This window comes from Streptococcus catagoni (assembly GCF_011421425.1).
GTDB classification, from domain to species: Bacteria; Bacillota; Bacilli; order Lactobacillales; family Streptococcaceae; genus Streptococcus; species Streptococcus catagoni.
Window position 1 is genome coordinate 664,997 of record NZ_WPCW01000001.1, and the last position, 19,116, is coordinate 684,112.

Genomic DNA, 19,116 nt, shown 5'->3' on the forward strand with positions numbered 1-19,116 from the left:
TTTAATTATTGATATAAGATTCCAGCCTGATTCAGTTCAGCTTTGATAGCTTCAAAGGCTTTCAAACTGGGACAGGAAATAAGATGACTATGCAGACCTTCTGTTAATGAAGATAATAATTCAGCCTTATAGGTATTGACCTTGACCATAAAATCTTCAATATCATCTTTTGTTTTAATATTTAAAGGGGCAGTAATCATTCCATATATGGGGTGCTCCACTTCAACTGTGGAAATAATACCACCATGGGAAACAATAATATTGAGCTCTTCTTGAGTATCTGAAGGACGATGCTGACAAACAATACGGGCACTATAATTATTTTTATAGAGGGCGTCTTTCATCAGATAGCCCTTAGGTGTTGAAACAATGGCCTTTTGAGATGCCCTAAGTAGGGCAATATCTCCTACAATAACCTGCCTACTCACTCCTAAGTCCTTAGCTAATTGACTAGCTGAAATCGTCTCAGTAGCAGTTTCTAGCATACCTACAATTTTCTCTCTACGTTCTTTTGCCTTCATTACATCCCCTTCCACTTAAAATAGTCTAACTTTATCATACCATATTTTAAAGGGAATCAGACATAAAAAACCAAGGCAAGGCTTGCTTTGCCAAAAGAAGATCAACTGATAAAGATTCTTGTCCTCTTATTATTAAGGTATTAGTCCTGTTTTCAAATAGGATATAAACTGAGGAGAGTAGAAGGAACTCCTTTATTTATATGGGTTATTTATATGGGGGGAAGTTAAACTATTATGCTCTATTTAAAGCTATCTTCAAGACCAGTAAATTGACATTGGCATGCTCCTTCAAAGCCATTAGTATAGGCTTTTTGTTAACTTCATCGTCCTAATAAATTGTACCGTTATAAGCTTTGTCTTCCCTATCAACCGTACTACCTTATTGAGGTCAAATGAAAACAAGCTTTTATCATTTTCAAATTTTTCCAAATAAGCCTGTCAGAAAATTTCAGAATTAGCTTTAAAGCAGAGCTTATAAGAGCATAAAAAAAGCCTGAAGAAAACATTTCTTCAAGCTAAAAAACCAAGGCAAGCTTGGTTTTTCTAATTATTATTTGCCAAGATAGTACTCAGCAGTAATGTTTAATTTGTCATCCAATTCAAAAACAAGTGGTGGGAAATTTGGAATTTCAACATTCATGATCTCATCATCAGATAAACCTTTAATGTGTTTTACAATGGCACGAATAGAGTTTCCATGTGCTCCGACAAAGACATTTTTACCTTCTAATAGAGCTGGTGCAATTGATTCTTCCCAGAAAGGTAGGGCACGTTCAAGAGTGATTTTTAAGTTTTCAGCATCTGGAATCAAGGCTGGGTCCACGTCAGCATAACGACGGTCTGTGTGTGCTGAGTATTGGTCATCCTTTGGCATAGCTGGTGGTAAAACATCATAAGAACGACGCCAGATGTGGACTTGTTCATCACCAAATTCTTCAGCTGCTTCAGCTTTATTTTTACCAGTTAAGGCACCATAGTGACGCTCATTTAAACGCCATGACTTTTCTACAGGTAACCATAGTTGGTCAGAGTATTCTAGAGCTAAGTTTGTTGTTTTGATAGCACGTGTTAAAACTGATGTAAAGGCTTTATCAAACGTAATACCAGCTTCCTTGATTAATTTACCAGCATCAATAGCTTGTTGTGTTCCTTTTTCTGAAAGATCAACATCAGCCCAACCAGTGAAAAGGTTAGCTTTATTCCATTCTGACTCACCGTGGCGAGCAAAGACTAATTTTACCATTAGATCATATCTCCTTTTATTTTAGGTTATTACCTAGTTCTTTTCTATTTTACAAAAAATAGGCTAAAAAAGCTAGCCTCTGAGGCTTATTTTTGAAAATGTCATGCTATTATCATGAAAACAAAAGGTTCGGAAATCAAGGCTCTATCTTTCTAAAATGTCAAAAATTCTTGCCTTCAACTAAATCTAGTGATAGAATGGAAAAAATTTAGCAAATTTAGGAGGAACATATAGTCTCTACTTCTACTCAAATTGCAGGTTTTGACTTTTATAATTGCCTTATGAACGGCGCAGGAGTTTATTGTATGACTAAGGAAGAATTGTCAAGGTAATCCCGAACCCCGCTACACTCCAACTAGCTTGGGATCCATTAATTCCATGGGTCTGCCTAACTTGGGCTATGACTATTACTTAGAATTTCTCTTGGCTTTAGAAAAAGATAGTCAGAGTAAGAACCATATCTTATCTGTGGTTGGCCTTTCTCCTGCCGATACTCATCAGATTTTAAAAGCCGTTGAAGCTTCAGACTACAAGGGTTTAGTGGAACTGAACCTTTCTTGTCCAAATGTTCCAGGTAAACCACAAATTACTTATGATTTCCGAATGACAGAAGATCTCTTAAATGATATTTTTTCATATTATAGTAAGCCTTTGGGGATCAAACTGCCTCCTTATTTTGACATGGTTCACTTTGATTAGGTAGCCAAGATATTTAACCAGATGCCTCTAGCCTTTATTAATTGTGTCAATTCTATTGGTAATGGCTTGGTAATTGATGATGAAAAAGTTGTCATTAAGCCTAAGAACGGCTTTGGCGGCATTGATGGTGATTATATTGAGCCTACTGCCTTAGCCAATGTCCATGCATTCTATAAACGTTTAAGACCAGATATCCAAATTATCGGTACTGGTGGTGTCAAAAAAGGACGTGATGCCTTTGAACATATCCTATGCGGTGCTTCCATGGTTCAGATTGGAACTGCCCTGCAAGAAGAAGGTCCTGAAATTTTCACACGTGTGACCCAAGAGTTAAAAGATATCATGGCTCAAAAAGGCTATGAGACCATTGAAGATTTTCGTGGCAAACTAAGCTATTTATAAAATCAAAAAGAGATTACTTTCAAAAGTAATCCCTTTTTTCTTTTTCAGCTGGGCTGCAGTCCTGATCATCTTTAAAATGAGTATCTTCTGCTGCAGCATGGCTATTTTTCTTTTTTATTTTAGGCAAGAAAATATCCGATATCTTAATAAAAAGGATAATCTTGATTACTGAAAACACGGCTAAGCCAATAATAACTAATTTTAACATCCTATTACTTCCTATCTCCAAGGCTTAATAATAGTATAACCGCTTTCAAACTAGCAATCAAGATCTTTTTTAGTTAAAGGTTAATAAGCGTAAGCCATTTAGGATAACCAAAATGGTGGAGCCTTCGTGTCCAACAACTCCCAGTGGTAGATTCACAACTTGGAAGACATTGGCCAATATCAAGAGGGTAATAACTGTCAGAGCGAAAATGATATTTTCTTTAACAATTACTTTCATTTTCTTTGATAAACGAATAGACATAGGAATACGAGTTAGATCGTCCATTATAACGCTGTCTGCGCTTTCCATAGCAATATCGGTTCCAGATCCAATAGCGTAGGAGATATCAGCCTGAGCAAGTGCTGGAGCATCATTAATGCCGTCACCCACCATTGCTACAAAACCATACTCTTCTTGCAAGGCCTTGATCTTACTAACCTTGTCCTGAGGCATGCAGTTGGCAACAACTTGGTCAATTCCCAGTTTCTTTGCCACATATTGTGCTGTTTTTTCTTGATCTCCTGTTAGCATAACTGTCTTAATGCCCAGCTCATGCATCATCTGAATGGCCTTTAGAGCATCTTCTTTGATATCATCTAAGAGGGCAAAATAAGCCATTAGCTTCTGATTCCGACTGACAAATATCAAGGTTTTTCCTTGTTCTTCAAGTTTATTAATATCTTCTTCATATTGATCCAGTTCACTGACTGTTTCTAAGATAAAGGATTTTTTCCCAATGCGCCAGTCACTGCCTTCAAAGCTAATCAGGAAGCCCTTCCCTGATATTTCCTCACTTTTTTCAAGCTTAAGACGTTCACTTTCTTTTGTAAATTCTATGATAGCTTTTGAAATAGGGTGACTAGATGCTTCTTCAGCTGTTTTTACTAGACTATTGACCAAATCTTTGTCTTGAACATAGTAAGAATCCACAACAGAAGGCTTGCCTTGTGTTAGGGTACCGGTTTTATCCATTACCACTGCTTTGATATTTGCCATGTTATCAACGATATCGCCACCTTTGATCACTAGTCCTTTTCGGGCAGAACGACTAATGGCTGATAGGGATGCTGGAGTTGATGAAGCAATTAGAGCACAAGGTGAAGCAACTGTTAAGAGTATCATCCCTCTATAGGATGCATCTAACCAGGTCCAACCTAGGATGAAATGGCAGAAAAGTATAAAGCTTGGCACTAGAATGAGGACAAATTTAACATACTTATCTTCTAAATTTTCAATAAAAGTGGCTGTTTTACTTTTTTGACTTTGGGCTGATTCAACCAGACTTACAATCTTTGCAAATAGTGTGTCCTCGTTTTCAACACTAACTTCCATAACTATGCTTTGGCCTTGATTGATGGTACCGCCAATAAGCTGTGCTCCTTTTTTCTTATCAACGGTGATAGGTTCTCCAGTAACCATTGATTCATCCACTTCAGTAAAATCACTTTTCAATTCCCCATCAATAGGAATGGATTCTCCTTTTCTCACCTGAAGTAAGTCGCCAACCTTTAAATTTTTAGTTTCAATTTCGTGAATACTACCAGCTTCATCTAGCTTTCTAGCCATATCAGGAGTGAGGTTCATCAAAGCTGAGATGGCGTTCTTGCTCTTTTCCATTGCTAGCTCTTCTAGGGTACTAGAAAGAGAAAAAATAAAGATCAATAGAGCACCCTCTAGCCAGTAACCAATAATCCCTGCACCAATGGCTGCTAGAATCATTAAAATGTCAACAGACAAGTGTTTATCGACAAATAAGTCAGTGATCCCATTTTTTGCTGATTGGTAACCACCAATAAGGAAAGCTGCAATAAAAAGCCAAGATGCAACTTCCGGGTTTCTACTGAGAAGTGGTAAACCTATTAAAATAAGTAGTAAGCAGCAGGCTGTTTCTAAAATATGAATATGTTCTTTAAGCCAAGTCATTCTTTATCCCCCAAATTTAGAATCATTCTAAATCTTTAACTTTTCTTAATTATAATAATTCTAAATAAAAAAGTCAAGTATTTAGAATAATTCTAAATAAAAACTATCTACCCTTTTTTGCCCCTTTTTTGCCCCCTAAACACAAAAAAAGCCTATCACACAGGCTAGGAAGCTTGATATGATAGGCTTTTATTATATGAATTATTTAACGGCGTCTTTAAGTGCTTTACCAGCTTTGAATGCTGGAACTTTTGATGCTGCAATTTTGATTTCTTCACCAGTTTGTGGGTTACGACCTTTGCGGGCAGCACGTTCACGAACTTCAAAGTTACCAAAACCGATTAATTGAACTTTTTCACCTTTTGAAAGGAAACCTTCGATTGCAGAGAATACAGCGTCAACTGCTGCTGCTGAATCTTTTTTAGTAAGTTCAGTTGCTTCTGCAACTTTTGCGATTAAATCTTGTTTGTTAGCCATTTAACAAATCCTCCAATTAATTAATAAGCAATATGCTTTGACAGTTACAATAATAACTAAAAAATGCTGATAGGTCAAGTAATTAACGTCATTTTAGCTTATTTCTTGTAAATTTCAAAGCTAATTTGGTCATTAACCAGGTCAATCTTTTTAGCACTTAGGTAAATACCCGCATTATTTTCAATTTTTCTCAAATTTATAATGATAGAAGACTGCTTAGGTTGGACCTCTACAAAGCTTGGTAGCTGGTAACTTGATTTTAAATACTGCAGAACTTCTGATTCAGGTAAGGGGAGTGTACCAGCTGAAAATGAACTTACCTGTAATTGGATGCTCCCATCTTTCAGACCAATGGGTTGAAAATAGATATAAAGAGGAACTTCATAGCCCAACAATTGATACTTGCCCTCAAAGATAATTGAGGAAGACGAGCTATACAATTTGTAGGATATCTTTTCTGACTGATAATCCTTTAAAAAACTAGCAACCGTTTTATTTAATTGACTGCGATTTGTGACAAAGGTTCCAACTTTAACATCTTTTTCCTGGTAATTACTGATGTGTTTAGAATCCGGTTCTCTAACCTGGACAAGACGACTGGCGATAACTGCCACAAAGGCAAGATTGAAAGCTAATAGGAATAAAAAAGCCCACTTCCACCACTTAATTTTTAATTGTTTTTTCATATTTTTTGATTCTCTCCATAAGGGCATCTGACATAATGCGATAACCAATATTATTAGGATGGAAATGGTCATCTTTAAACAATAGGTCATTGACTACACTTGTTTTATCAGCTTCTGATTGGACAAGAGCATTTTTTCCATCAATTCCTTTATACAATTGATCATTTATGGAAACAAAGTAAACCCCTTGATAATCTGAAATAACATCTTTTGTAGCCCGGTTCCATCGATCAACGACCTCCTGCATCTCAGTCATTTCTGGAAAATTGAGGTAAAAGGGATTATAGATACCTAGCACAAAAATAGATAGCTTTTTATTTTCTTTTTTTGCCAGATCCAAAATTTTTCTCAGCCTTTTTTGATAGGCTTTGGCTGGCATTTTAAAACTAGCACTTTCTAAGTGGGCAAAATTTTCTCGTATAACTGCCATGACGTCATTTCCACCTACAGTTAAGGTCATAATTTTGGCCTTTTTAAGATCTGTCTGGAGTTGCTCATCCTCAGTCATTCGAGAGTAAATTTGTTGACTGGTATTACCTGACACGCCATAATTTTGGTAATCGACCTTGACAGCTAGGTCCTCTTCCATATCACTGGCCAGTAAAGGAACAAAGCCTCCCTGACTGGTAGAATCGCCGACCCCTTCGGTCAAAGAATCACCAATGGCAATATAATTCCACTTTGCTTTTTCTTGAAGGATGTAATCTGCTTTTTTGACCTGAGCAGTCCTTTGAGGGATAATCACCTGTAAAACAAGTGCTGACAATAGGAAGACCCCTAGAAAAAAAGCAAAGCCTTCAAACCATTTTCTTTTATTCATATCTAATCATAACCGCAAATGCGCCTTCACCAGTGTGGGTTTGAATGATAGAACCAGTTTCCATCATAGAGATTGCTCCTGTATAGATCTGACTGATCTTTTCTTTTAATTGATTAGCCAAACTCTTATCCCCAGCATAAGAAATGGTTAATTCCTTAATGGGTAAGTCGGCAGTCTCTTTCATATAATTATCAATCCACTTGATAAAGGTTTTATTGCCTCTTCCTTTTGCGACAGGTTTGAGCTCAGAATCCTTTAATTCCATTAACAGTCTGATATTCAATAAACTGGTAATGGCTCCTGTTACACGGCCGATTCGTCCCCCTTTAACCAGATTTTCTAGGGTTGATACTCCAATATAAAGCTTGGTTTTACTTTTAACTTCTGCAATTTTTGCAAGGATGTCTTCAAGTGGAGCATTATCTTGAGCCATTTTAGCAGCTTCAACGACTTGAAATTTCATGGCTTGATCTGTGAAGCCCGAGTCTAAAACATGAACCTTTGCTCCTGCAATTTCTGCACCCTGCCTAGAAGCTTCAATCGTTCCTGATAGAGCTGGTGTCAAATGGATTGCAATAATATCCCTTGCCCCCTCCTTGACTAGCTTTTCATAGTAGTCAGCAAATAAACCAACAGGAGGTTGACTGGTTTTTGGCAGTTCTTTGCTGGATTTCATTAGTTTTAAAAATTGACCTTCTTCTTTCAAGTCCTTATCTGAATATAACTTACCATCTACCATTACTGAAAGTGGTACAACAGTAATATCATATTTTTCAATCAATTCTGGTTCAATTGTAATTGATGAATCTGTAACAACTTTTATCATTCTCATTTTATTTTTTCCATTCTTGGCATGTATTATTTCACCTTATTTTAGCATTGATTCTTAAATAAATCAAAATATGAGAAAATAAAATGAGGCAAAGCTTCTAAGCTCATCTCATTTCTTATCTTTATTTTCTTATGATAGCAATTCTCTGGCCTGTGTTCTAGCTGTTTCAGAAACATCTTTGCCAGCAATCATTTTGGCAATTTCTTCAATGCGTTCTTCATAGCTCAACAAGGTCACTCTTGAAACAGTGCTTTCTTCTTTGCTTTCTTTTGAGATGTAGAACTGGTAATCTGCTGCTGCGATTACCTGTGGTAAATGCGAGATGGCTAGAACTTGACCATTTTGTCCAATTTTATGGATCTTTTGTGCAATGGCTTGGGCTACGCGTCCAGATACACCGGTATCAACCTCATCAAAGACGATACTGGTCTTATCCTCTTTTTGGGAGATGGCCGACTTAATGGCTAGCATGAGCCGTGAAAGCTCTCCACCTGAGGCAACCTTGACCAGGGGTTTAAAGCCCTCGCCAGGGTTGGTTAGTATGTAGAATTCAACAGCTTCATTGCCTTGGCGGCTAAATTTAGATTTTGTGAATTTAACCTGAAAATCAGCCTTTTCCATATAAAGATCATTTAATTCTTTTTTGATATCTTTTTCTAGCTCCGTAGCTAATTGGTGACGCTTTTGACTAAGCAAGCTTGCTGCTGCAACCAGAGCCTTCTCAAGTTTTTTTAAGGCCAGTTCACTTTCAGCACTGCCTTGATCATCACCAACTAATAATTGGTATTCTTTTTCAATATTGTCGTAATAATCTAGTAGCTCGTCTACATTTCCACCGTATTTTCGTGTCAGGCTATTGATCAGATCCAGCCTCATTTCGATTTCTTGTAGCCTGCCAGCATTGAAATCCAGAGCATCAATCGTATCAGCTAATTCTTTGCTAAGATCTTCTAAAATATAATAGGCTTCGCTGGCACTAGAAGATAGGACCTTGTACTTAGGATCAAATTCTTCAATAGATAAGAGGTCATTCATGGCAGACCTAATATTTGATAGACTTGAAAAATCGTCATTGTCCAGCATGTTAAAGGCATTGGTCAATGTATCTGCAATATTTTTATGGTTTAAGAGCCTATCTCGTTCTTGATTTAAGAGAGCATCTTCTCCTCGTTTTAAATGGACAGATTCAATTTCTGCTATTTGGAAAGACAGCATTTCTATTCTTTCCTTATGTTCGCGTTCATTTCTTAGTTTATCACTAACCTTTTTACGAAGCTCCTTATAGTCTTCAAAGATCCTTTGATACTCTGCCTTTACCTTTTTAAAATCACTGTCCCCAAAGGAGTCTAAAATAGCCTGATGATGGGGAGCGCGCATCAACTCTTCTTGGTCGTGTTGACCATGGATATCCACCAGGTGTTGACCAACTTGTTTGAGTGTCGTCACATTGACCATTTGGCCATTAATGCGGCAAACACTTCTACCATTGGCAAAAATATCCCTACGAAGAATAAGGTCATCCTCTGTTTCTATGCCATTGTCCTCTAAAAGCTTTTTCAAGGCACTGTTCTTTCCTAAGGAAAACAAGCCTTCAATTTCTGCCTTATTTGCGCCATGTCTAATAACCTCAACGCTTGATCTGGCTCCTAACATCAGATTCATGGCATCAATGATAATTGATTTTCCAGCTCCTGTTTCACCTGTTAAAACAGTCATACCATTTTCAAAATTGAGGGAAATTTCTTCAATTATGGCAAAATTTTTAATGGAAATTTCTAGTAACATTTTCAGTCCTATCCTTATTTTGTCTTGGCCTGCATCCAAGTTTTGACTTCTTGTCGAATGTAATCAGCATCTCTTTCTGTTTTAGCAATTAACAAGATGCTATCATCATCTGCAATAATGCTAAACAATCTTTCTGAAAAGTCTGTCACAAGATAGCGCTTGATAAGCATGGCATTGCCTGGAATCACCTTTAAATAGATGTGTCTTCTTAGATCATCAATCTTGTCTGACATATCTAAAATAGTGCTTCTGATAGATGCTGGTCTTTGAATAATCTTTTTCCCACTATCCTGAGAAAGGCCATAGATATAGCGACCAGAACCAGATGGGATTTTAACAATTCCAATTTCATTCATATCTCTAGATATGGTTGCCTGAGTTAGTTCTAAGCCTTGCTCTTTTAACAAAGCTAGCAAGTCATGCTGAGTTTCAATATCATGTGATAGAACAATTTTTTTAATTAAATCTAAACGTTCACTCTTCTTCATTTTTATTAAATTCCTTATGAGCTTTGTCTACTACGTCTTTGATAATGTTCTTATCAAAATCCTCAATAGCTGACGTCTTTTTTAAATGAGCTAAAAATTCAATATTACCATGTCCACCTTGGATTGGAGAAAAATCAAGCCCTTCAATAGTAAATCCGAATTCTTGAGAGAAACTTGTGACATTTTCTAAAACTTTTTGATGAATAGCCTTGTCCTTAACAATTCCGTTTTTTCCAATCTGGGCACGACCGGCCTCAAACTGAGGTTTGATTAGAGCCACTACAGAACTTTCTGACTTTAGAATACCGTAAAGTGCTGGTAGAATCAGTTTTAAAGAAATAAAGGAAACATCAATGCTTGCAAACTCAGCTAGTCCATGAGTAAAGTCTTCTGGGATTGCGTATCTAAAATTATATTGCTCCATGCTTACCACGCGCTGATCCTGCCTTAGTTTCCAGACCAGTTGGTTGGTACCGACATCAACTGCATAAACCAGTTTTGCCTCTGCTTGTAACATAAGATCAGTAAAGCCACCTGTGGAGGCTCCAATGTCTACTGTTGTTAAGTCTTTAACACTTATTTTAAAAACATCAAGAGCCTTTTCCAGCTTCAATCCTCCACGGCTAACAAACTTTAGCTTTTCACCCTTACGTTTTAATTCAGTAGCAGCATCAATCTTTTCACCAGGCTTATCATAGCGTTGACCATTAATCACTGATAGTACTAAGCCTGCCATGACAGCACGTTTGGCCTGTTCTCTGGTATCAAATAGTCCCTGTTTATAGGCTAAAACATCTACTCTTTCCTTAGCCATTTAGTCCTAACCTTTCTATGATTGCAATGATATTCACGGGATTGAAGTCCGTCATTTCTTTGATCTCTAACAAGATAGCAATGCTCTGATCAAGGTCTTCTTGTAGGATGTCATGAGATTTTTCAAGCCCTAGAAGACTAGGATAAGTTCCCTTTTGAGAATCCAAATCCTTGTTTGGGGTCTTTCCTATTTCTTCAAAGTTGGCTATCAGATCTAAGATATCATCACGAACTTGAAAAGCGTGGCCAATGCGATTGCCTGCCTCTTCCAACTTCTTTAAAATAGCTTCAGAAACACCAGCTACCAGCCCTGCAGCTATAAAGGGAAAGGCCAGTAATTTACCTGTTTTATGGGAGTGGATAGCCTGTAAATCTGGCAAATCTACTGTTCTTCCTTCAGCATCCATATCAAGCATTTGACCAGCCACCATTCCGTAGGTTCCAGCTGATTCTGAGAGAGCTTGAATGATCTTAACCTTTATCTCAGCTTCTAGTTGGCTGCTAGCCACTAGTCCAAAAGGATCTAAAAAGAGGCTATCTCCTGCCAAGATGGCTGTGGCTTCATCAAACTTTTTGTGGTTGGTCAGCTGACCACGTCTATAATCATCATTGTCCATGGCTGGTAAGTCATCATGAACCAGACTTCCTGTATGGATCATTTCGACCGCAGCTGCTAATTGGTAATGGGATTTTTCTAAGTCCAGACCAAAAGCCTCAATCATTTCCAATAATAACAAAGGACGCAATCTTTTCCCACCAGCCTGAATAGAATATAAGATAGCTTGGACTAGATGGTCCGAAATGGAACTCTTTTCTTTATAAAATTGCTCCAGTGTTTGGTTGATTTTTCTTAACTTTTCCATCAAGCGTCGATTTCCACTTCTGTTCCATCTTCTTGCATGACTTTAACCAACGTTTTTTCTGCATTTTGTAAGGTTTTTTGCAGTTCTTTGGAGAGAATCATTCCCTTTTGGAATTCACTAATAGCTTCTTCCAAGGGAACATCGCCATTTTCTAACTTATTAACTATGATTTCTAAATCTTGTAAATTTTCTTCAAATGTTTTTTTGGTTGACATGATTTACCTCTACTTCTAATTGACCATCTCGCATTCTAATAGCTAAGTGATCACCTTTTTTTATTTCTTTGACAGATGCAAGAACCTTGTCATCTTTATTTACCAGTGCATAGCCACGCGCAATAATACGCTTAGTATCTAAGGATAAGAGGGCATCTTGAGCCTTTTCGAAACGAGCCAGCTTACTATCTAATTGTTTTTTGATATCAGATGACAATAAGTGACGGATTATTTTTAAATGATCTTTGTGTCTATCTATTGTGGCTGTAAGATTAGTGGACTCTAAACGATGCTGCAAGTGGATTTGCTCTGCCTTATTCTGGACAATCCTATCTTTCATTTCAGTGATCAAGCTAGTGTTTAGACGATCAATCTTTTGCAGATAGGCATCATAGAGCCTCTGAGGCTGACGAAAAATAACAGACTGAGATAGCTTGGTAAGCTGCTCAGCTTTATGCTTCAGTAATCTTAAATTAGCCTGAAAGGCCCGGTTTTCACGTTCATTAATCCAAGATATAATATCTGATTTGGTAACAGGTGTGGCCAGCTCAGCTGCAGCTGTAGGTGTAGCCGCTCTTTTGTCAGCTACAAAATCGGCCAAAGTGACATCTGTTTCATGGCCAACACTGGAAATGATTGGTAAAGCCGATTCAAAAATGGCCTGAACCACTATTTCTTCATTGAAAGACCATAAATCTTCGATAGATCCTCCGCCACGTCCCACAATCAGCAAATCAAGATCATCTCTGGTATTTGCCTTAGCAATGTTTGCAACAATTTCTTGTGCAGAGCCCTCTCCTTGAACCTTGGTAGGAAATAAGAGAATCTCAACACCAGGGAAACGACGGGATATGGTGGTAATAATATCACGAATGACAGCACCACTAGGACTGGTTACAACACCGACTTTTTGAACAAATTGAGGTAGGCTTTGTTTATGACGATCATCAAAATAACCTTGTTCAGCAAGATTCTTCTTAAGTTGTTCAAACTGTAGGGCTAGAGCACCCACGCCATCAGGCTCAGCCTTTTCAATAATAATAGAATAAGAACCAGAAGGCTCATAGATCTGTACCCGACCAATGACATTAACTTTCATGCCTTCTTCTAGGTCAAAGCCCAATTTCTTGTAGGTGCCAGCCCACATAGTCGCCTGAATAACAGCTCCTTCGTCCTTGAGAGAGAAATATTGATGAGTGGGTCTTTTACGAAAATTCGAAACCTGACCAGTTAGGTAGACCCTTTCCAAATAAGGATCACGATCAAACTTCAATTTCAAATATTTTGTTAGCTTAGTAACGCTTAAATAGTCTGACATCAGGCTTCCTTTCTTTTTAGTTAGAGTAGCTTGACTCCTTGCATAATAATGCAATTATACCATTTTTCTTTATAAAAAAGTGCCTAGAAAACGCAAAAATAGGTCTAAAAGAAAGGCCTTAGCCCCCTATAGCCTAAAAAAGGTCAGCACCAGATGGTTCCAACCTTTCTTTTCTTATTTTTACTTCTGACTGAATTTTTGCATCCATTTTGGAATTTCTTCAGAAATGGTACTTGGTAAGACCACATAATGGTCAGCTGAGAGTTCATCTGCAATAAGTGAGTGTAAACAGACTGCTGCCGCAACCCTATCTAAAAGAGAACTTTTAGGGAACTGAACAGCAAAGGCAGCAATCATCCCTGCCAAGGTGTCTCCCATCCCTCCTGTGGACTGGTAGGGGCCTCCCTTTTGTAATTGATAAACAAAATCACCTTGTAGAATACTGGTCTGATGGCTCTTTGCTACCAGAATCGTCTGCTCTGAAAACTGCTCCTTGAGAATAGCTTGATTATTGTCTAAAGTCTGCTGCTCAATTGTTAGTCGGGACAAGTTTTCCCATTCTTTCTGGTGAGGTGTCAGGATAAGTGCTCTTTTCTTTGATAGTAAGCTAGGACCTTTTTTAGCCAAGATTCTTAAGGCAGAGCCATCAATTAAGAGTAACTTCTTGGGGTCTATCTGATCTATAAGAAAGTCAAATATTTCTTCAGACCTGTCAGTTTCATTCAAACCTGGTCCTATTAAAACTAAGTCTGATTTTTCAATGTTTTCTTCTAAAAGAGCTCTATCATCCACATCAAAGGCCATTGCCTCTGGCAGTCTACTATGTAGGGCTGAAATATTATCCTTATCTGTAGCAACCGTCACTAGGCCAGCTCCGCTATTGACACAGGCCAAGGCAGACAAAAGAATGGCTCCTCCAAAGGGGTAGAGCCCTCCAATCAAGAGTAGGCGACCGAAATCGCCCTTATGACTTTCTTTGGGTCTAGGGATAATAACTTTTTTTAGATCTCTTTCATCAATTATCATTTGCTCACACTTCTTAAGGCTGCTTGGTAAGTTTGTTCTAGAAGCATTGTGATTGTCATTGGGCCAACTCCTCCTGGCACGGGTGTGATCAGACTGGCCACCTGTGAGACTTGTTCAAAATGAACATCCCCCAGAAGTTTCCCATTGTCATCACGATTCATCCCAACATCTATGACAATAGCGCCATCTTTGACAAAATCTTTGGTCACAAAATTACCCTGACCAATGGCAACAATTAAAATGTCTGCCTGTTTTGTGATTTCTGAAAGGTGGCGAGTTCTAGAATGTGTTAGGGTGACCGTTGCATTTTTATCCAGTAGTAGCTGGGCCATGGGCTTGCCAACAATGTTTGAACGGCCAATAATGACAGCTTGCTTGCCTTCTAAATCAATCTTGTACTCTCTAAACATCTCCATGATCCCTGCCGGTGTACAAGGTACCATCAAGGGGCGGCCTGACCAGAGGTGACCTGTGTTCATAGGATGAAAGCCATCCACATCTTTATGGGGATCAATGGCTAATATAATCTTTTTATCATTGATATGATTTGGTAAGGGGAGTTGCACTAAGATCCCATGAATGGAATCATCATTATTGTACTCTTGAATAATATTGATTAATTCTTCCTGGCTGGTTGATTCTGAAAGCCTGAGGGTCACACTTTTAAATCCAGCCGCTAGGGCGAACTTTTCCTTGTTTCTAACGTAAACCTGACTGGCAGGATTATCACCAACTAAGATAACAGCCAAGCCTGGGACAATCCTAGATTGGGCTTTTAATTCCGCAACTTTATCTGCTAATTTGGCCTGCATCTTATGAGCAAGTGCCCTACCATCTATTATTTGTGCCATGAATACCTTCCCCTACATTATTTTTTATATTATAGCAAATTATGGCAGAAAAAGGTTCATCCATCTTTTCCTTCTTTAATCTCCTATGCCTTCAAAAATAAACAGCACCCCAAAAGTTAGAGGATTTTTATCCTACTTAGGAGGTGCCGTTCACAAACAAATTTTATTATTTCTTAATAGAGTAAATCATAAATTTCCATTGCAATGAGGTCAATGCTATCAAATGAATATGATTCACGAGCTTCAACATCACGTAATGTAAAGACTGGACCACTTTCTGGATCATTTGAAAAAGCTACCTCGGCAACGACAACACCGTCTCGTTCAAAATTTCTTTTTAAGTTGCCTCCGTCAGTCACCATCAATTCAAGACGGTTAATGATTCTCACTAAATGTGATTCCATTTCTATTCTCCTATTCGTTTATTGTCCTTATCATTTTAACATAAAATTGCCTAAACCTACACAAAAATAGGCAAGTTTCTATTAATTTTCCATTTTCCTTTCATTATAAGGGGGTTTAAGAAGACCTTATCACTCTCACTAGACAAGTGCTAATATTTATACTTTTTACTTGCTTTTCATTATCATGGTGCTATAATATGAGTATAAAGTTTGACCATTTTTGACTAAATGACTTGACTTTATATAGAACCTGTGGAGGTAGCTTATGCTTTGTCAAAATTGTAAATTAAATGAAGCTTCCATTCATCTTTATACCAATGTGAATGGTCAGCAAAGACAGATCGATCTTTGTCAAAATTGTTATCAAATCATGAAAACAGATTCCAACAACCCTATCCTAAGAGGATTAAATAAAAAAGACAATCAAGATTCTATGAATCCATTCGATGATTTCTTTGGTGATTTAAATAACTTTAGAGCCTTTGGCCAATTACCAAATACCCCTCCAACCCAAAGCGGAGGTAATGGTGGAAACAGAGGAGGTAATAATAATGGCGCTGCAATTCGTCCAAATCAGACCAATCAAAATGAGCAAAAAGGTTTGCTGGGAGAATTTGGTATCAACGTCACTGAAATAGCCCGAAAAGGGGGTATTGATCCTGTTATCGGTAGAGACGATGAAATCAAGCGGGTCATTGAAATTTTAAACCGTCGCACAAAAAATAATCCCGTCTTAATTGGTGAACCCGGTGTAGGGAAAACAGCTGTGGTTGAAGGTTTAGCCCAAAAAATTGTTGATGGCAGCGTACCACACAAGCTGCAGAATAAACAGGTTGTCCGACTGGATGTTGTCAGCCTCGTTCAAGGTACTGGCATCCGTGGTCAATTTGAAGAACGCATGCAAAAACTGATGGAAGAAATTAGAAATAGACAAGATGTGATTCTATTTATTGATGAAATCCATGAAATTGTAGGTGCTGGTAATGCTGGGGATGGCAATATGGATGCTGGTAATATCCTAAAGCCTGCTTTGGCTCGTGGTGAACTGCAACTAGTAGGTGCCACAACCTTAAATGAATATCGCGTTATTGAAAAAGATGCTGCCCTCGAACGACGCATGCAACCTGTCAAGGTTGATGAGCCATCGGTTGAGGAAACCATTACTATATTAAAAGGTATTCAAAACAAATATGAAGATTACCACCATGTCAAATATAGTCAAGATGCTATTGAAGCAGCAGCAAATCTGTCCCACCGTTATATTCAGGATCGTTTTTTACCTGATAAGGCCATTGATTTATTAGATGAAGCCGGCTCGAAGATGAATCTAACACTTAATTTCATAGATCCAAAAGAAATTGATCACCGACTAGTAGAAGCTGAAAACCTAAAAACTCAAGCTACACGTGATGAAGACTATGAACGAGCTGCTTACTTCCGAGACCAAATAGCCAAATATAAAGAACTCCAAAAACAAAAGGTCAACGAAGAAGATATTCCTATTATCACAGAGAAGACCATCGAAGCTATCGTTGAACAAAAGACCAACATTCCAGTAGGTGATTTAAAGGAAAAAGAACAATCACAATTGATTAATCTAGCTGATGATCTAAAGGCTCATGTTATTGGGCAAGATGATGCAGTTGATAAGATTGCCAAGGCCATCCGTAGAAACCGCGTAGGTCTGGGAGCTCCTAACCGTCCAATAGGCTCCTTCCTCTTTGTCGGACCGACAGGGGTCGGAAAAACAGAGCTTTCAAGACAATTAGCCATTGAACTCTTTGGTTCATCTGAAAATATGATTCGTTTTGATATGTCTGAGTATATGGAAAAACATGCAGTCTCAAAACTCGTAGGTTCACCTCCAGGTTACGTCGGTTATGAAGAAGCTGGCCAATTAACTGAAAAAGTTCGCCGAAATCCTTATTCTTTAATCCTCCTAGATGAGGTCGAAAAGGCACACCCAGATGTCATGCATATGTTCCTACAAGTACTTGACGATGGGCGCCTAACAGACGGACAAGGCCGTACAGTTAGTTTCAAGGACACAATCATTATCATGACTTCAAATGCAGGGACAGGCAAATCAGAAGCCTCAGTCGGCTTTGGAGCTGCCCGTGAAGGCCGTTCTAACTCTGTTCTTGGCCAACTCAGCAACTACTTCAGCCCTGAATTTATCAACCGTTTTGATGGCATTATTGAATTCAAGTCCCTAAGCAAGGATAATCTCTTACATATTGTTGATTTAATGCTTGATAATGTGAATGAGCGCCTAGCTAATAATGATATTCATTTGAAAGTCACACAAAAAGTTAAAGAAAAACTTGTTGATCTAGGTTATGATCCTAAAATGGGGGCTCGCCCACTTCGCCGTACTATTCAAGAGTACATAGAGGACACCATCACTGACTTTTACTTGGAAAATCCTAGCGAAAAAGAGCTTAAAGCAGTCATGACAAGTAAGGGGAAGATTATTATTAAAAGTTCAAAAAACGAGCCAGTAAAAGAACAAAATGAGAAATAAAGAAGGGAGTGAGGATTGTTGACAGTCTTCACTTTCTTTATTTTACAGAATTCTTACACTTATGATTTTTACAATAATTCAAAAATTAATTAAGATTTATTTGAAAAAATTTAGTATAATAGGTAGAAAGGGGAAAATTTTATGTCTGTTCCAATTTTCGGTGAAAAAGAAATAGGTAAAGATTACCAATCACGCTATGGGGTGTACGCAATTATTCCCAACCATGAAAAGAATAAAGTCATTTTGGTCCAAGCTCCAAATGGTGCCTGGTTTTTACCAGGAGGAGAAATAGAGGCCAATGAGAACCACCTCAGCGCACTTGAAAGAGAATTAAAAGAAGAGCTTGGCTTTTCAGCTGAACTTGGCTACTACTATGGTCAGGCTGATGAATATTTTTATTCTCGCCATCGTGATACTTATTTTTATAATCCTGCCTATTTATACGAGGTAAAAAGCTTTGAGGTTATTGGTAAACCGCTAGAAGACTTTAATAATCTAGCCTGGTTTCCACTTGAGCAAGCTATCAAAAAATTAAAAAGAGGTAGCCACCAATGGGGTATTAAAAAGTGGCAGGAAAAACACCACTAAGGACTGTAAGTCTATAATTAAATGTCAGTTTAAAGTCATAGAAAGTGCGGAGGTAAGTATATGCGCTTAATTAATACGACAAGTAGTCATCCTGAACTCGTTCAAAATCAACTACGTAATACGGATGCTCAGTTGGTTGAAGTTTATTCAGCTGGTAATACTGATGTTATCTTTACTAAAGCACCTAGTCATTATGAGCTTTTGATTTCTAACAAATACCGTGCTATTAAAGAAGTGGAACTTGAAGTCATCAGAGAATTCTTTTTAAAAAGGAAAATTAGCCAGGCTGATATCATCCCAGAAAAGTCTCGGACTATTCACACTAATAATCTGATTGAACTCTCTTTCCCCTTAAAAACAAAGAAATCCACTTAAAGTATAGCTTAAAAAGCCATGAAAGACCTTCATGGTGTTTACAATAGATAAAAAG

At 37.9% G+C, this 19,116-nt stretch carries 20 protein-coding genes and 1 pseudogene; 4 read left to right on the plus strand and 17 right to left on the minus strand.

Annotated features, from left to right (window positions below; all coding sequences use genetic code 11):
• Positions 1-5 precede the first annotated feature (5 nt).
• Positions 6-521, minus strand: coding sequence for a transcription repressor NadR (locus HBN42_RS03120; protein ID WP_165993615.1), 516 nt, complete (start codon positions 519-521; stop codon positions 6-8).
• Between the two features lie 550 nt (positions 522-1,071).
• Positions 1,072-1,764 carry a phosphoglycerate mutase gene (locus HBN42_RS03125; protein ID WP_165993616.1) on the minus strand — a complete coding sequence of 231 codons (693 nt, stop codon included), beginning with the start codon at positions 1,762-1,764 and terminating at the stop codon, positions 1,072-1,074.
• Positions 1,765-1,994: 230 nt separating this feature from the next.
• On the opposite strand from HBN42_RS03125, the pseudogene HBN42_RS03130 reads away from it, so the two are divergent.
• A pseudogene (locus HBN42_RS03130) lies at positions 1,995-2,865 on the plus strand (dihydroorotate oxidase).
• 19 nt (positions 2,866-2,884) lie between these two features.
• Here HBN42_RS03130 and HBN42_RS03135 read toward each other — a convergent pair.
• The 15 genes from HBN42_RS03135 to HBN42_RS03205 form a co-directional block, all read right to left on the minus strand.
• Complete coding sequence (locus HBN42_RS03135; protein WP_165993617.1) at positions 2,885-3,073, minus strand: hypothetical protein; 189 nt, start codon at positions 3,071-3,073, stop codon at positions 2,885-2,887.
• 69 nt (positions 3,074-3,142) lie between these two features.
• Complete coding sequence (locus HBN42_RS03140) at positions 3,143-4,996, minus strand: heavy metal translocating P-type ATPase (protein WP_165993618.1); 1,854 nt, start codon at positions 4,994-4,996, stop codon at positions 3,143-3,145.
• Between the two features lie 201 nt (positions 4,997-5,197).
• Positions 5,198-5,473 (minus strand): HU family DNA-binding protein, encoded by a 276-nt coding sequence (locus HBN42_RS03145; RefSeq protein ID WP_165993619.1) that lies wholly within the window; start codon positions 5,471-5,473, stop codon positions 5,198-5,200.
• Between the two features lie 98 nt (positions 5,474-5,571).
• The gene (locus tag HBN42_RS03150; protein WP_165993620.1) at positions 5,572-6,159 is read right to left on the minus strand and encodes a YpmS family protein; all 588 of its coding nucleotides are present in this window, start codon (positions 6,157-6,159) and stop codon (positions 5,572-5,574) included.
• A complete protein-coding gene (locus HBN42_RS03155; protein ID WP_165993621.1) occupies positions 6,137-6,979 on the minus strand; it encodes an SGNH/GDSL hydrolase family protein in 843 nt (280 codons plus the stop codon). The genes HBN42_RS03150 and HBN42_RS03155 overlap by 23 nt, the downstream gene beginning before the upstream one ends.
• Positions 6,972-7,811: a DegV family protein gene (locus tag HBN42_RS03160; protein WP_165993622.1), complete on the minus strand. Its 840-nt coding sequence runs from the start codon at positions 7,809-7,811 to the stop codon at positions 6,972-6,974. The genes HBN42_RS03155 and HBN42_RS03160 overlap by 8 nt, the downstream gene beginning before the upstream one ends.
• A 129-nt stretch (positions 7,812-7,940) precedes the next feature.
• A complete protein-coding gene (gene recN / locus HBN42_RS03165; protein ID WP_165993623.1) occupies positions 7,941-9,596 on the minus strand; it encodes a DNA repair protein RecN in 1,656 nt (551 codons plus the stop codon).
• Positions 9,597-9,610: 14 nt separating this feature from the next.
• Complete coding sequence (locus tag HBN42_RS03170; RefSeq protein ID WP_165993624.1) at positions 9,611-10,084, minus strand: arginine repressor; 474 nt, start codon at positions 10,082-10,084, stop codon at positions 9,611-9,613.
• Entirely contained in the window at positions 10,071-10,898 is an 828-nt protein-coding gene (locus HBN42_RS03175) for a TlyA family RNA methyltransferase (protein ID WP_165993625.1), read from the minus strand. The genes HBN42_RS03170 and HBN42_RS03175 overlap by 14 nt, the downstream gene beginning before the upstream one ends.
• Positions 10,891-11,760 carry a polyprenyl synthetase family protein gene (locus tag HBN42_RS03180; RefSeq protein ID WP_165993626.1) on the minus strand — a complete coding sequence of 290 codons (870 nt, stop codon included), beginning with the start codon at positions 11,758-11,760 and terminating at the stop codon, positions 10,891-10,893. The genes HBN42_RS03175 and HBN42_RS03180 overlap by 8 nt, the downstream gene beginning before the upstream one ends.
• A complete protein-coding gene (locus HBN42_RS03185; protein WP_165993627.1) occupies positions 11,760-11,975 on the minus strand; it encodes an exodeoxyribonuclease VII small subunit in 216 nt (71 codons plus the stop codon). The genes HBN42_RS03180 and HBN42_RS03185 overlap by 1 nt, the downstream gene beginning before the upstream one ends.
• Complete coding sequence (gene xseA / locus HBN42_RS03190; RefSeq protein ID WP_165993628.1) at positions 11,953-13,293, minus strand: exodeoxyribonuclease VII large subunit; 1,341 nt, start codon at positions 13,291-13,293, stop codon at positions 11,953-11,955. Before xseA ends, HBN42_RS03185 begins: the two co-directional genes overlap by 23 nt.
• 180 nt (positions 13,294-13,473) lie before the next feature.
• Entirely contained in the window at positions 13,474-14,319 is an 846-nt protein-coding gene (locus HBN42_RS03195) for an NAD(P)H-hydrate dehydratase (protein ID WP_165993629.1), read from the minus strand.
• A complete protein-coding gene (locus HBN42_RS03200) occupies positions 14,316-15,170 on the minus strand; it encodes a bifunctional methylenetetrahydrofolate dehydrogenase/methenyltetrahydrofolate cyclohydrolase (protein WP_165993630.1) in 855 nt (284 codons plus the stop codon). The genes HBN42_RS03195 and HBN42_RS03200 overlap by 4 nt, the downstream gene beginning before the upstream one ends.
• Positions 15,171-15,343: 173 nt before the next feature.
• A complete protein-coding gene (locus tag HBN42_RS03205; RefSeq protein ID WP_165993631.1) occupies positions 15,344-15,574 on the minus strand; it encodes a YkuJ family protein in 231 nt (76 codons plus the stop codon).
• A 265-nt stretch (positions 15,575-15,839) separates the two neighbouring features.
• Between HBN42_RS03205 and HBN42_RS03210 the strand changes: the two genes are divergently transcribed.
• The 3 genes from HBN42_RS03210 (at position 15,840) to HBN42_RS03220 (ending at position 19,061) form a co-directional block, all read left to right on the plus strand.
• Positions 15,840-18,098, plus strand: a complete 2,259-nt coding sequence (locus tag HBN42_RS03210; protein ID WP_165993632.1) for an ATP-dependent Clp protease ATP-binding subunit — start codon at positions 15,840-15,842, stop codon at positions 18,096-18,098.
• 141 nt (positions 18,099-18,239) lie between these two features.
• The gene (locus HBN42_RS03215) at positions 18,240-18,686 is read left to right on the plus strand and encodes an NUDIX hydrolase (protein WP_165993633.1); all 447 of its coding nucleotides are present in this window, start codon (positions 18,240-18,242) and stop codon (positions 18,684-18,686) included.
• Positions 18,687-18,746: 60 nt separating this feature from the next.
• Positions 18,747-19,061, plus strand: a complete 315-nt coding sequence (locus tag HBN42_RS03220) for a DUF1827 family protein (RefSeq protein ID WP_165993634.1) — start codon at positions 18,747-18,749, stop codon at positions 19,059-19,061.
• Positions 19,062-19,116 lie beyond the last annotated feature (55 nt).

Excerpts from the sequence above, each read along its gene's own strand:
- HBN42_RS03185 (WP_165993627.1), bottom strand. The coding sequence starts at position 11,975 with ATGTCAACCAAAAAAACATTTGAAGAAAATTTACAAGATTTAGAAATC.
- HBN42_RS03150 (WP_165993620.1), bottom strand. The coding sequence starts at position 6,159 with ATGAAAAAACAATTAAAAATTAAGTGGTGGAAGTGGGCTTTTTTATTC.
- HBN42_RS03170 (WP_165993624.1), bottom strand. The coding sequence starts at position 10,084 with ATGAAGAAGAGTGAACGTTTAGATTTAATTAAAAAAATTGTTCTATCA.
- HBN42_RS03220 (WP_165993634.1), top strand. The coding sequence starts at position 18,747 with ATGCGCTTAATTAATACGACAAGTAGTCATCCTGAACTCGTTCAAAAT.
- HBN42_RS03200 (WP_165993630.1), bottom strand. The coding sequence starts at position 15,170 with ATGGCACAAATAATAGATGGTAGGGCACTTGCTCATAAGATGCAGGCC.
- HBN42_RS03195 (WP_165993629.1), bottom strand. The coding sequence starts at position 14,319 with ATGATAATTGATGAAAGAGATCTAAAAAAAGTTATTATCCCTAGACCC.
- HBN42_RS03140 (WP_165993618.1), bottom strand. The coding sequence starts at position 4,996 with ATGACTTGGCTTAAAGAACATATTCATATTTTAGAAACAGCCTGCTGC.
- HBN42_RS03135 (WP_165993617.1), bottom strand. The coding sequence starts at position 3,073 with ATGTTAAAATTAGTTATTATTGGCTTAGCCGTGTTTTCAGTAATCAAG.
- HBN42_RS03125 (WP_165993616.1), bottom strand. The coding sequence starts at position 1,764 with ATGGTAAAATTAGTCTTTGCTCGCCACGGTGAGTCAGAATGGAATAAA.
- HBN42_RS03205 (WP_165993631.1), bottom strand. The coding sequence starts at position 15,574 with ATGGAATCACATTTAGTGAGAATCATTAACCGTCTTGAATTGATGGTG.
- HBN42_RS03210 (WP_165993632.1), top strand. The coding sequence starts at position 15,840 with ATGCTTTGTCAAAATTGTAAATTAAATGAAGCTTCCATTCATCTTTAT.
- HBN42_RS03145 (WP_165993619.1), bottom strand. The coding sequence starts at position 5,473 with ATGGCTAACAAACAAGATTTAATCGCAAAAGTTGCAGAAGCAACTGAA.
- HBN42_RS03160 (WP_165993622.1), bottom strand. The coding sequence starts at position 7,811 with ATGAGAATGATAAAAGTTGTTACAGATTCATCAATTACAATTGAACCA.
- HBN42_RS03180 (WP_165993626.1), bottom strand. The coding sequence starts at position 11,760 with ATGGAAAAGTTAAGAAAAATCAACCAAACACTGGAGCAATTTTATAAA.
- HBN42_RS03215 (WP_165993633.1), top strand. The coding sequence starts at position 18,240 with ATGTCTGTTCCAATTTTCGGTGAAAAAGAAATAGGTAAAGATTACCAA.
- HBN42_RS03120 (WP_165993615.1), bottom strand. The coding sequence starts at position 521 with ATGAAGGCAAAAGAACGTAGAGAGAAAATTGTAGGTATGCTAGAAACT.
- HBN42_RS03175 (WP_165993625.1), bottom strand. The coding sequence starts at position 10,898 with ATGGCTAAGGAAAGAGTAGATGTTTTAGCCTATAAACAGGGACTATTT.
- xseA (WP_165993628.1), bottom strand. The coding sequence starts at position 13,293 with ATGTCAGACTATTTAAGCGTTACTAAGCTAACAAAATATTTGAAATTG.
- HBN42_RS03155 (WP_165993621.1), bottom strand. The coding sequence starts at position 6,979 with ATGAATAAAAGAAAATGGTTTGAAGGCTTTGCTTTTTTTCTAGGGGTC.
- recN (WP_165993623.1), bottom strand. The coding sequence starts at position 9,596 with ATGTTACTAGAAATTTCCATTAAAAATTTTGCCATAATTGAAGAAATT.